The organism is Methanomicrobia archaeon, assembly GCA_016930255.1.
In the GTDB taxonomy this organism is placed as follows: Archaea; Halobacteriota; Syntropharchaeia; order Alkanophagales; family Methanospirareceae; genus JACGMN01.
In genome coordinates this window covers 35149-47397 of sequence record JAFGHB010000066.1, presented here as the reverse complement: position 1 = coordinate 47397, position 12249 = coordinate 35149, and the positions used below count along the sequence as shown (strand labels likewise).

Sequence of the window (12249 nt, the reverse complement as noted above, 5' to 3'; positions counted from 1 at the left end):
CATCCCGGCTTAGTTTCGCGCATGGCTGGATCGAGCGGTTTCTAGGCGAGGGTGTTAAGTATGAATTGTTTGGTTTTTGACTATAAATGAGATACGTTTTAAACCACTCCAAACTCAGGTTGATCACCAGATCTAAGTGCTCACGCTGAGAAAACACATGGTCTGCATCTTCTACGATCTCCAGTCGTTTTGGTTCCGGTGCAGCCTCATAGAGCTTCTGTGCATGCTCGGGCGGAACAACTAAATCCGAGCTGCCGTGCAGAATGAGGATGGGCGGCGCACCGCGTACAGCTTTTAGCAGATCATAGGCCCGCAGATCGTCGTAGAATCCTTTTTTAAATCGGCTCCCTGCGGGGATCTGAAGTATCGTGTACGGAGTGGCTAGACTTACCATGGCTTTGATTCTGTTATCCGGGACCGCTACGGCGACCATTCCGCCAAAACTAGAACCAATAACGCCCACTCTGCGCATATCAACCTTGCCTGTTTCTTCTAGAAATCGTAAAGCACAGTTGTAATCTCTTATTCTCCCCGTCAGGCTTACCTCCTCAAACTCCCCCTCGCTTTTTTCTGACCCGCTCCCGCAGCCCCGAAAATTGAATCGCAAGCATGCGTAGCCTTCCGCAGTAAGTCTCGCGGCTATGATGGGCCATTTACCGCTATCCTTACTACTCTCTAAGCCATGCAACGCGATGACACAGGGCGCTTTTGCGTACGGTAGATGCAGGTTTCCGAATATCTTCTGATTCTCAGAATAAAAGGTGATCAATTCTTCCATCTTTGCTGTTGACGAAAATGCACGACTGCTTTTTCCTGAAAGGCAAAAACGTGATTGCGTCTAATCGTATTCCACGGATAGTATCGCTTCGAACGGAATAAACCCTATCTCGCCGAGTTGATGCAATTTCCCTTTGCCTTGTATACTAACTATCCGATTCTTCTTATCGATTATGCAATCCTTGTATGTTTCTGTCTCTCCGGTTACGAACCTCACTTTTGCGGTTACTACCATTTTACCCTCCCACTTCCATTCCATCCGAGCATCGGACTATTATGGAATAAAGGTATATCGGTATCCTTAAAACTTTCGTGGCGCGCAGCAACGGCTTTAAGTACGATTGGTGGAGAAGATAAATTAGGTAAGGGGACGAAGATGAGCGAATCAGGCAAAAAACGAAAGCTGCTTCGTGATTTGTATACGTCGATGGATGCATCGGAACTGAAGTTTCTTCGTGATTTGTACGACGCGTGCGGTGGAATAGCAAATCCGGTCAGCCTGGAGGATGTGAGCGGCTATAGCGAGGAAGACGCCGAACGTTACCTGAAGCAGCTTCTGGACAAGCGGCTGGTTGAGCGGCTTCCAAGCGGTAGTATCTATCTCACAGGGAACGGCTTTTTTATCTGTGCGGAACTGCTAAAGGTCGACCAAAAGTGAATAGACTGGTGCCTAGCTGGTTTTGTTGCTTCAGCCTCGAGCGTCTAGTCTAACCTCTCTTTCCAGCAAGTATGCCTACGCGAGTAGAGTAAACCTCTCGTAGCACATACGTTTATACTTTGCACGCTAAAATACTCTACGAGATAAAATGCCCGCGCTCACGTTCTACGGCGGTGTGAACGAAATCGGAGGAAATAAGATTCTTTTCGAAGCCGACGGCACAAAGCTCTTCCTCGATTTCGGTATGAGCTTCAACGTTGCTAATCAGTACTTCGCCGAGTTCTTACAACCGCGTAAATGCACTGCGTTAGCGGACTTCTTTGAATTGAGGCTTCTGCCAGATATCAAAGGCATTTACCGAACGGATTATCTCACGCACATGGGCCGGCGGCCAGAAGCGAGGAGTATAGACGCTGTCTTACTTACCCACGCTCACGCTGACCACGCGCAGTATATCCATTTCCTGCGGCCGGATATCCCTATTTACTGTACGGAAGCGACACGAACCATCCTCCAGGTAGTGGAAGAGACGGGCAGCAATCCATTATCAGACTTAACCACAGCCTGCGATGCGTTCACTTTTTATACGAACCAGCGGGGAACCGTAAGCAGAGTAACAAGGAAGAACACGGAGTTTGTCCACGAGCGAAATTTCCACGTGCTGGAGCCAGAGAAGCGCGTTTCAATCGGCTCGATGGAGATCGAAATGGTGCCCGTGGATCATTCCTTACCTGGTGCGTGCGGCTACATCATCCATTCAGGCGAGGACACCTTAGTTTACACGGGCGATATCAGGTTCCACGGCTTTAATCAAGTATTAAGCAACCGATTTGTTGAAAAAGCGAAAGCCGCTAAGCCAACCTGGCTTGTATCCGAGGGCACACGAATTGATAAGAGAGAAAAGGACAGCGAAGCAGGCGTAAAGAACGAAATCACGCAGTTGATCGCTACGGCACAAGGACTGGTCTTTGTCGAGCATCCAATTCGCGATCTTGCCAGGGTGAACACGATCTTTGAAGCTGCTCGGGTGAATCAGCGCGAATTTGTCGTACCTCTGAAACTTGCGTACCTTATAGAAGCGTTGGGCTCGTCAGCTCCTTTCGAACTCGGTTATGTGAAGATCTTAGTGCCAAAGAAGAGCTGGGGCTTAATCGGGAGGGACAGAATTGATAGTAGATTGGTCAAGCAGGACTATGCGAATTGGGAAAGGCCCTTGATCAACAGGGAAAACGCAATAACCTGCGATGGGTTGCAGAACAATCCCGAGCATTACGTGGTCTCCCTGAGCCTCTGGGAGATAAATCAACTTACCGATATCCAGCCGAAAACCGCGATATGGATAAAATCGTCCTGCGAACCGTTCAGTGATGAGATGCTATTGGACGAGGAGCGAAAGAGGCATTGGTTAGACCATTTCGGAATCCGGAAATATTCCGCTCATGCGTCGGGACACGCTTCGGGGCCTGAACTGAAAGCGATGATTACGGAGATAAATCCTGAGCGGGTGTTTCCGGTGCATACGGAACGTCCGGAGCTATTCAAGGAGTTCTTTACGAACGTGGAGCTTATTGAGCAGGGGAAGCGATACACGTTGTGAAGGTTTAGGTTGTCAGAGCACTATTTTGGGAATGAATTGTCTTCACTGCTAAGAGCAAAAACAGCCATTTAACGGTCGTTTCATGACTTTTCACGTATAAAACAGCCCGAATCGAAACACTTATAACCCCTCAGAATATTAGATATGTACGATGTCTTCGACTTCTGAGTACCACGAGACGTTAAAGGAAACTTTATCGGATGAGCTGAAAATAGCGAAAGAGGCGAGGAGAAAGGGTTTTGATCCCGCACCAGCTCCTGAGATACATATCACGAAAGACCTCGCGGAGCGCGTGGAGGCGCTCATCGGCGTTAAGGGCTTGAGTACGCGGATACACGAATTGGAGCGTGAAGGTAATGGCCGGGAAGAAATCGCGTTACGGATCGGCTCGGACTTCGTCGAAGGTAGATTCGGCACGTATAAAAGGATAGAGGTAGTCGAGCACGCTGTGCGAACCGCCGTGGCGATACTCACGGAAGGCGTGGTCGCGGCGCCGATAGAGGGAATCGCGCGTGTGGAATCCGCTAGAAACGACGACGGGAGTGAGTACATCAAGATTTTTTATTCGGGGCCGATAAGAAGTGCGGGCGGAACTGCTCAGGCGCTCTCGGTACTGGCCGGGGATTATATAAGGCGGAAAATGGGCTTTGAGGCGTATCATCCCCGTGAAGACGAGATCGGCCGGTACGTTCTGGAAGTTTCGGTCTATGCACGGATAAGCGGTTTGCAGTACACGCCGAGCGATGACGAGATACGGGAAATCGTACGGAGCTGCCCGATCTGTATTGACGGCGATCCCACGGAAGAGATCGAAGTAGGCGGTTATACGGGACTTCAACGCGTTGCAACCGATAAGGTTCGAGGTGGAATGGTGCTTGTACTCACGGAAGGCGTCGCAATGAAGGCGCCGAAGATCAAGCGGCATGTCGATCGGCTCGAACTCGAAGGCTGGGACTGGGTAACGAAGCTGGTGAAATCGAAGGGCGAGCAACGAAAGAAGAGCTTCTTAGCTGATTTAATCGCCGGGAGACCGGTATTTGGTGGGCCATCGGCGAAGGGCGCATTCAGGCTTCGTTACGGGCGTGCACGCAACACGGGACTGGAGACCATTGGATTGAATCCGACGACAATGTCACTGTTAGGGTTCATTGCGGCGGGAACGCAGATAAAGCCGGAACTACCAGGTAAGGCGGGCTGCGTTGCCCCTGTGGACTCGATCGAAGGGCCAACGGTGAAATTGAACGACGGCTCGCTCGTCAGATTAGATCCCCAGACGTTCGGCAAGTTCGAGACGGAGGTAGCCGAGATAGTGGATTTGGGCGAGATACTCATCGATTACGGCGATTTTCTGGAGACCGGCCATCGCTTAATGCCCGGTGCATACGCGCATGAGTGGTGGTTGAAGGAGTTAGAAGTGAAATCCAAGGAGGAAGCAGCGAAATGGCGGTTGAAACCACCGGATCAAGCAAAAGCGATAGAAATCTCGTCCATCTACGGGGTGCCGCTCCATCCTGTGTATACCTATCTCTGGGGGGATATAACGGATGAGGATAGAGAACATCTCGCTGCGTTTATCTGCGAAAAGGGGATTGTTGAGGGAGAAACGCTCTGGATTCCCGATGATGAGAGCGTAAAGCGAATTCTGGAGGATTTGCTCGTTCTACATCGAACGACGGTTAAGAAAGGTTTTTTGGCGATCGCGGAGCCGACTGCGTTGTTGCGGTGTTTAGGCATAACCGAGGATTTGAAACGTGACGAATCGGTAGGGTTAAGGACGAGGAACAGAGCGCCGACACGAATCGGTATGCGGATGGGCCGGCCGGAGAAATCGAAAGAGAGGAGGATGAAGCCTGCGCCGCATTCGCTCTTCCCGCTTGGCGACTACGGTGGTAAGAACCGGTCGTTGAAGGAAGCCTTGAAGAACGAAGTCATCGACGTGGAGCTACAGGCGATCGGTCGGCCGGGCAAAACGACGACGGTAACCAACAAAACGCAGAATAGAAACGGAACTGCAAAGAAGAGCATTGCGTTGCGGAGCTATTATCAGAAGACGATGAAGCGAATGGGCGAGGATCATACGAACACGAGCAAATTGGACGTGAAATGCGTAAAGGGGCTTATATCAAAGCAGAAAGTGGCTGAACATCTCGGAAAGGGGATTTTGAGGGCGAAGCATGACGTAGTCGTGTTCAAGGACGGCACGATCCGCTACGACTTCACGAATTTGCCACTCACGCATTTCAAACCCAACGAGATCGGCTTGAGCGTGAAAAAGGCGCGTGAGTTGGGCTATTCGTACGATACGAACGGCGAGGTGTTGCAGACCGGGACGCAGGTGGTCGAGCTCAAGCAGCAGGATATTATTATTTCGGTTGACGCCGCATCGTATTTGCTGAAGGTGTCACAGTTTGTGGACTCGCTGCTCTCGCAATTCTATGGCTTAGCGCCTTATTACAGCACATCAGTTAAGGAAGACCTCATCGGGCATCTCGTGCTCGGTCTGGCACCGCACACCTCTGCGGGGATATTAGGCAGGATAATAGGATTCACAACGGCTTCGGCATGTTATGCGCATCCGTTTTTCCATGCCGCGAAACGCCGGAATTGCGATGGTGACGAAGATTCAGTTCTGCTCCTTTTGGATGCACTGCTCAATTTCTCACTGTCATTCCTACCGGAGAAAAGAGGTGGTAAGATGGATGCCCCGCTTGTGCTCATACCGTTCCTCAATCCGAAGGAGGTGGACAAGGAAGCGCACAACGTCTCTACAGCACGCGAGTATCCGCTGGAGTTCTACGAAGCGGCATGTGCGGGTAAGTCACCGAAAGAGGTGGAGATAGAGACCGCAGCGAGTAGGATAGAGGAACCGAAGGATGTGTACGGATTCGGCTATACGCATGAAACCTCAGATATCGCGGCAGGTCCTGTTAATTCGCTCTATAAGCAACTGGATACGATGGTGGAGAAGATGGAGGCGCAACTGCGGTTGGCACGGATGATACGCGCGGTAAATGAGAGCGAAGTCGCAGAAACCGTTATCGATAACCATTTCCTGCGCGACATCAAAGGAAACCTCCGTGCGTTTGGGTCACAGAAGATGCGGTGTAGCAAATGCAACACAAAATACCGGCGGATACCGCTGAGTGGCGTATGCACGCGATGCGGCAGTAAGATCGTTCCCACCGTGCATGCGGCGAGCATCCGAAAGTATCTCGCTGTCTCGCTCCGCATCGCAGAGGAGTACCATGTATCCAGTTATACAAGGCAACGGCTGGAACTCTTAGACAAGGATATACAAGCGCTCTTTCCCGTCGCACCAGAGAAGCAGAAAGCCTTGAGTGATTTCATGTAGCAGTAAGGGACCAGACCCCCAAACCATCCCTCCGCGATTTTTTTAGAAGAATAGGTTTGTGAAGGTATTCAAGATGGGTTTTACCGAAAAGTGCCAGTGCAAACAAACTTTCATAAGTGTTGTTGTGACATATATAGTATAGAACGCAAAGGAGGCTTTTCACAGATGACCAGCAAGCTTGTGCGTGTGATTCTTCTTAGCCTTGTTCTCGTTAGCATTGCAAGTGCTTTGATTACACCATCGGTGGGTGCCGTTATCGGCAACGAACACGTAATTTACGTGATAAGAATCGAAGGCACAATTACCGAAGGCACGGCCTTAGACATCGTTGAGGGCTTACGAGAAGCAGAGGAGATGGGGGCCGAAGCGGCATTGATTGAACTCGATACGCCTGGCGGGATCGTTGGTTCTACGCTGAAAATAACCGAAGCGATCCTGAATTTAGATATGCCTGTGATTACGTACGTAGCACCAAAAGGCGCAATAGCGGCATCCGCAGGCTCATTTATCCTCATTTCGGGGAACATCGCCGCGATGTCGCCCGGAACGACAACCGGAGCGGCAATGCCGGTCGAAATCGGTGTAGAAGGGCGAAAGGCCGCGGATGAGAAAACCATAAACTTCTTCGCAGGACATATCGAGAGCATTGCAGCATCGCGGGGTAGAAACGCAACGCAAGCCAAGCGCTTTGTTACCGATAACGATGCGCTCAACGAGAATCTCGCGTTGGAACGAGGAATAATTGATCTCATTGCAGAGGACGAAACAGCGCTTTTAAACACGGTTGATGGCATGACCGTTAAAATAGGCACTGAGAACAGAACAATAGCGACAAAAGGCGCATCTCTCCACATCAAGGAGAAAACGGTGCGATCTTCGCTGTTAGAAACGCTGAGTGATCCACAAATAGCAGTTATTCTGCTAATGGTTGGCATATACGGGCTGATCTTCGGCTTTATGTCTCCGGGGACCTACGTACCGGAAATGATCGGTGCAATCTGCCTGATTTTAGCGCTGTACGGCATAGGACTGTTCGAGGTAAACGTGTTTGGAATACTCCTGATTGTCGTCGCTGTTCTGCTGTTCATTGCGGAGGCGCTTACGCCTACCTTTGGCATACTCACGACGGGTGGCGCCGTATGCCTGATCATCGGAGCCTTAATCTTACCGAAAGAGCCTTTTCTCATTAGTCCTGAGTCCGGCTGGTTCGGGGGTTTCGCATTGACGATAATTGGCTTTGCGATAGCATCCGCAGCTTTCTTCTTCTTCGCTATGGGCGCCGTGCTGAAGCTGAGAAAGCGACGAGCGCAAGTAGGTGGCGAAGAGCTTATCGGACGAGTAACGAAGGCGGAGACAGAAATTAACGAGGACGAAGGCACGGTGAAATTACGAGGCGAAATCTGGAACGCTCGAACTGTGGCCGGTGACCGGATATCCGGGGGTGAAAAAGTGGAAATAATAGATCGCGACGGGTTAACGTTAATCGTGAAACGGAAAGCGCCGTGAAATTCGTTTGGCAGTCGTAGGGGACGTGACAGTTAAAGACCCGCTTTGAGGGGGGGTAACAAACAAATGGGCGTTTTATTAGGTGCACCAGTATGGTACGGAAACAGACCATTCCAGACGACACTGAAAGAGCTTTACAAACTTGGCCTGGATTACATCGAGTTTTCGCTTGATTATCCGCTGCCCGATAGCATGCCCAAAGCGGAGCGAGAAGAGCTAAAGCAGCTGGTAGAGGAGTTTGGTTTGAAAATCGGATTCCATTCGCCGATTGATACACCCGTAGCGCATCCGCGGGATGAGATAGCAGATGCGAGCATGACCGTTTTAAGAAACTGTATGGCGTTTTCCGCCGTGTTTCTACCGCGATCGTTGTACTACAATTGCCATCTGCATCCACGAGTAACCACCTACAAGCTCGAGGACGTGCGACCGCAGATAAAACAGAAAAGTCTGGGAAGATGCGAGGAGCTAACGCGACTGGCTTCCGAGTTTGGTATACCCATCTGCGTGGAGAATGAGTTAGTCCCGTTTGATAAGTCCGACCTGATACACGATGCGCTTTCGCGCTTCTACCCCCATCTGCAGTTCACCTTCGATATAGGACATGCGATAAAGGCGGAAGCACGCCACTCAAAGACCAAAACGGGTGACGGGGGCTATCTGGATTACCTGAAGAAATGGATAGACAAATGTGGTCAGAAGATACTGGTGGTGCACGTGCACGATTGCGCTTGCACCGGAAATGTAGTGCGAGATCATCTAGCACTTGGTACAGGGGACTTGGACCTCGATGAGGTATTCAAGCTCTTGAAAGCCACCACCTATAAGTATCTGCTGGTAGAGACTTTTTGGAAGAATCGAGAGCGAAAGGAGATGGATTATGAAGAGCTGGAGCGCAACGTGGAGTTAATTAAGAGCTATTTCTGAATTAAGGATTTTAACGATGCAGGAGAAGTATAGTTACAGTATTCATGATCAGAAGAGACACATGTAAGAGTGAAGAAGAGACGAAAGAGTGAAAGAAAGAACGTTTTTGATGAGTAAGCCAGTCACATCAATGAATTCACGCATTGACACATGAACGGAACGCACTATGCCCATTCAATCACTTCGCAATTGTTCTTAATGACTTTTTTGGTGGGATAGATCTCTTCAACAATTTCATCGGGATTGAACCAAAGGTGGATTTCTTTTTTTGCGGATTCTTCGGAGTCTGAGCAATGGATCACGTTCTCCATGATGCCTTGTTTATTAATCCTGCCGTATGCTCCGCGGATGGATATCGGGTCTGCGTCGAGTGGATTCGTTGCACCAGCGATCCTTCGCACTTTTGAGATTGCGTCCTCCCCTGTGGACACAAACACAAGTACGCGTTCATACTTTGGACCATAGGTTTTACCGGAAAAGTATTCATAAAGGTCATCAAAAAACGGTTCGTCTTTTAAATGCGCGTAATGCTGCTCCGCACGTTCCCGAGATACTTTGACAACCTTTGCACCAACAATCCTCAGGCGTGCTTCTAAAAGGCGGGAGAGGATGCTCCCAACCAAGGATTTCACCAGTGCGTCGGGCTTCAGAATAATCATTGTGTATTGCGGCTTCTCTGTTGCTTCGGTCATTGCTTGCACACCTTCTGGTTTGATTTTCAATAGAATTGTCTAATATATATACCATCAAAAATATAAATCCCCGTTATTAAATAGTCAAGGCATATTTTTATATGTGTTCATAGTTTTCATACGAATAATTTCAGAGGCAGATAAATGAAGAATATACTGCTCTTAGGGTCCACAAGCTTGGTCACGACTGTCTTTACAGAGCTGGTGAACCCAACTCATTGGGCTGTTCTTGGCTACATCCATAAATACGCCCTACGCGCTGAGTGGTCTTATCGCAGGTATCGCAAAGGAAGTTCTTCGAGGGTTTCGTTTCCCATAGTATATCCGCACTAACGGTATCAATGAATGGTGATCGATGGCGAAAACGTGATCGCCGTGTGAGAGAAATGGCAGGCACAACAGATCCAAAAGAAGCGGAGCCGGGGACCATACGTGGCGATTACGGGATAGACCTGCGGCGCAACGTCGTACATGCGTCAGACTCAATAGGGGCTGCGATACGTGAAATCGCCCTTCATTTCGATGGCTCTTTTGCAACAAAACTCGTCTCGCAAGAGACAGAGTGTGTAAGTACCGCCAGATAGAACTATTTATTCTCGTGAGCGCAGCGAGGCGGATGGTGAGCAGGGATGGTTGCGTCCGGAATTTACGTCAGCAGCCGTACCAAAAACTTCACGTAGTTTGTTAAATCGCTTAGCCTGACGTTCTCGTCAGGGCCGTGTGCGTTGCTTTCCATCCAATTACCAACACTGAATGCGCACACCGGCTGCTTCGTTCGTTGTACTGCATACGCTACGTCCAGACCACCCTGCACGCCTATTACTCCTTTGGAAACGCCAAAAGCATCCGTTGCCGCAACCTGCACACGCTTTACCCATTTGTCATCAGGATCGGTGAACATAGGCGGGAATCCCGGCTTCGGATACAAATCCAGCGCAATTCCGTGCTTACTCTTTATCGCTTCTACCGCTGCTTCAAACTCCTTTACTACCTCTTCTTCCACTTCTTCGGGGATGTAGCGCCGGTCGCCCCGCACGGTGCAGCTCGGAGGTATCAGATTCTCCTTCACACCGCCGTTTATCATTGTAACGTTAAAAACGGACGTTATGTGTTTCCGGCCCGTCTGTTCCGTCATCTGTGGGCTGGCGGGCGCCTCCGATTCCCTGCGCTCAACGTCTTTCTTCAGGGCTTCTAACTCCCGAATCACGAGCGCTGCGTTTTCTACCGCATTCACACCCAGAAATGGCATCGAGCTGTGGCACGATCGCCCGTGCACCTTCATCTCCCAGTTCATCACACCGTTCGTTGCCACGCAGACACCCTCATTATTGGTATCCATGCACAGTAAATAATCGCCCTTCAAGAGGCCGTCATCGGCAAAGAAGCACAACCCGGAATAAAGCCCTATCTCTTCATCCGTAGTCAACGCAACCTGGATATTGTACCTGCTCTCCAGACCCTGCTCGGCCATAATGCGCAGTGCGGTTAATAGTGCAGCGACGCTTCCTTTCGAATCCGCGACACCGCGCCCGTATATTCTGCCGTCCTTAATTACAGGCTCAAAGGGCGGCGTGCTCCAGCCTTCTCCCGCCGGAACGACATCCAGATGCGTGTAAATATCCACACTCTCTTCTGCGCCGTAATCCTTGGTAGCAAGCAGGTTGACTCGCGCACCGCTCAATTCCGCACTCTTTTGCCGCGTCTCATAAATATCCGCAGGCATCTCTATTCGGTCGCATGTGAATCCAAGATCGTTGAAACTAGGAATGAGCCAATCAATTATCTCGCCGTAATGTTCGCCAGGCGGCACGAACGTTGGTATCCTGACCAAAGCCTCAAGGGTATCAATAAGATACTTCTGCGTCTCTTTGCTTGCCACTATCTCGTCCAGATCTTCTTTCCTGCGCTCTTCCACCTTTCGCTCTTCTTCGTTCATCATCATACAAAACCCTTATATACGCAGACAAAAATAGTAGGGATATACCACCTGCGGGTGAAACGAGAAGGAGTGAGTCGTAAGTCATGCAAGAGAAATTTAGCTGCACGTTCGTTGATTGGAACTGTGCCTACGACCTTTGCAAGGATGCGGGCGAGGAGATAAAGGCCTCGGGCTTCAAGCCGGAGATTATTGTTGGCGTGGCGCGAGGCGGCTGGTATTTAGCTCGCGTGCTCTGTGATTTCTTTCTGCTCAAAGATCTGCTCAGTTTGAAGATGGAGCACTGGGGGCTAGCCGCCACGATTACGGGCGACGCACTGCTGAAATACGGGCTTGACGAGAAAGCACGCGAGATGCTGAGCGGGAAACGCGTGTTAATCGCCGATGACGTCACTGACACTGGCGATAGCCTAAAACTGGTCGTCGAGTATGTTGAATCCCTGGGTGCACGGGAGGTAAAAACCGTAACGATGCACCACAAAACCTCTTCCTCGTACGTTCCTGATTTCTACGGCGAGCTTATGAGCGATTGGACCTGGATCATCTATCCCTGGAGCTTTCATGAGGACGTGATGGAATTATCTGAGAAGATCATTGCGAACGAGGGGCAGGGGCTGAGCGTGCGTGCATTACGGGCTGCTCTGAGGGAAAAATTTGACTTTTATGTGCCCTATTATCAGCTCAAGGACGTAGTGGAGAATATGGCATATCACGGTAAACTAAAAAGAAGAAAAGAAGAAGGAGAGGAAGAGGTGTGGCTGCTGTGCTGAACCTCTTTCTCGGCTCTTCGAGCTAGCTGTATAC

At 50.1% G+C, this 12249-nt stretch carries 11 protein-coding genes; 7 read left to right on the top strand and 4 right to left on the bottom strand.

All coding sequences use genetic code 11. The annotated features are described in order from the left end of the window. Together JW878_09190 and JW878_09185 are read right to left on the bottom strand one after the other, a co-directional pair. On the bottom strand, positions 1–778 hold a 778-nt coding region (locus JW878_09190), incomplete at its 3' end, for an alpha/beta fold hydrolase (protein MBN1763228.1). A gap of 60 nt (positions 779–838) precedes the next feature. Continuing rightward, positions 839–1012 (bottom strand): hypothetical protein, encoded by a 174-nt coding sequence (locus JW878_09185; protein MBN1763227.1) that lies wholly within the window; start codon positions 1010–1012, stop codon positions 839–841. 141 nt (positions 1013–1153) lie between these two features. Here JW878_09185 and JW878_09180 point away from each other — a divergent pair, with 141 nt between their 5' ends. From JW878_09180 to JW878_09160, 5 genes are all read left to right on the top strand, one after another. Next, positions 1154–1435, top strand: coding sequence for a hypothetical protein (locus JW878_09180; protein MBN1763226.1), 282 nt, complete (start codon positions 1154–1156; stop codon positions 1433–1435). A 148-nt stretch (positions 1436–1583) separates the two neighbouring features. Then, positions 1584–3032 carry an MBL fold metallo-hydrolase gene (locus JW878_09175; protein MBN1763225.1) on the top strand — a complete coding sequence of 483 codons (1449 nt, stop codon included), beginning with the start codon at positions 1584–1586 and terminating at the stop codon, positions 3030–3032. Between the two features lie 151 nt (positions 3033–3183). After that, the gene (gene polC, locus JW878_09170; protein ID MBN1763224.1) at positions 3184–6384 is read left to right on the top strand and encodes a DNA polymerase II large subunit; all 3201 of its coding nucleotides are present in this window, start codon (positions 3184–3186) and stop codon (positions 6382–6384) included. Positions 6385–6549: 165 nt separating this feature from the next. Next, the gene (locus JW878_09165) at positions 6550–7890 is read left to right on the top strand and encodes a nodulation protein NfeD (protein MBN1763223.1); all 1341 of its coding nucleotides are present in this window, start codon (positions 6550–6552) and stop codon (positions 7888–7890) included. A gap of 66 nt (positions 7891–7956) precedes the next feature. After that, positions 7957–8817, top strand: a complete 861-nt coding sequence (locus JW878_09160; protein MBN1763222.1) for a sugar phosphate isomerase/epimerase — start codon at positions 7957–7959, stop codon at positions 8815–8817. A gap of 164 nt (positions 8818–8981) precedes the next feature. On the opposite strand, the gene JW878_09155 is transcribed toward JW878_09160, so the two are convergent. Further along, complete coding sequence (locus JW878_09155) at positions 8982–9509, bottom strand: nucleoside-diphosphate kinase (GenBank protein ID MBN1763221.1); 528 nt, start codon at positions 9507–9509, stop codon at positions 8982–8984. A 263-nt stretch (positions 9510–9772) separates the two neighbouring features. Here JW878_09155 and JW878_09150 point away from each other — a divergent pair, with 263 nt between their 5' ends. After that, the gene (locus JW878_09150; GenBank protein ID MBN1763220.1) at positions 9773–10093 is read left to right on the top strand and encodes a hypothetical protein; all 321 of its coding nucleotides are present in this window, start codon (positions 9773–9775) and stop codon (positions 10091–10093) included. A 62-nt stretch (positions 10094–10155) separates the two neighbouring features. On the opposite strand, the gene JW878_09145 is transcribed toward JW878_09150, so the two are convergent. Continuing rightward, on the bottom strand, positions 10156–11445 hold the full coding sequence (locus JW878_09145; GenBank protein MBN1763219.1) for an ArgE/DapE family deacylase: 1290 nt from the start codon (positions 11443–11445) through the stop codon (positions 10156–10158). Positions 11446–11531: 86 nt separating this feature from the next. Here JW878_09145 and JW878_09140 point away from each other — a divergent pair, with 86 nt between their 5' ends. Further along, entirely contained in the window at positions 11532–12215 is a 684-nt protein-coding gene (locus tag JW878_09140) for a phosphoribosyltransferase (GenBank protein ID MBN1763218.1), read from the top strand. Positions 12216–12249 lie beyond the last annotated feature (34 nt).

What these genes read in the sequence shown, in the direction of transcription:
- JW878_09165 (MBN1763223.1), top strand. Translation starts at nt 6,550, where the DNA reads ATGACCAGCAAGCTTGTGCGTGTGATTCTTCTTAGCCTTGTTCTCGTT.
- JW878_09180 (MBN1763226.1), top strand. Translation starts at nt 1,154, where the DNA reads ATGAGCGAATCAGGCAAAAAACGAAAGCTGCTTCGTGATTTGTATACG.
- JW878_09140 (MBN1763218.1), top strand. Translation starts at nt 11,532, where the DNA reads ATGCAAGAGAAATTTAGCTGCACGTTCGTTGATTGGAACTGTGCCTAC.
- JW878_09175 (MBN1763225.1), top strand. Translation starts at nt 1,584, where the DNA reads ATGCCCGCGCTCACGTTCTACGGCGGTGTGAACGAAATCGGAGGAAAT.
- JW878_09155 (MBN1763221.1), bottom strand. Translation starts at nt 9,509, where the DNA reads ATGACCGAAGCAACAGAGAAGCCGCAATACACAATGATTATTCTGAAG.
- JW878_09145 (MBN1763219.1), bottom strand. Translation starts at nt 11,445, where the DNA reads ATGAACGAAGAAGAGCGAAAGGTGGAAGAGCGCAGGAAAGAAGATCTG.
- polC (MBN1763224.1), top strand. Translation starts at nt 3,184, where the DNA reads ATGTCTTCGACTTCTGAGTACCACGAGACGTTAAAGGAAACTTTATCG.
- JW878_09160 (MBN1763222.1), top strand. Translation starts at nt 7,957, where the DNA reads ATGGGCGTTTTATTAGGTGCACCAGTATGGTACGGAAACAGACCATTC.
- JW878_09185 (MBN1763227.1), bottom strand. Translation starts at nt 1,012, where the DNA reads ATGGTAGTAACCGCAAAAGTGAGGTTCGTAACCGGAGAGACAGAAACA.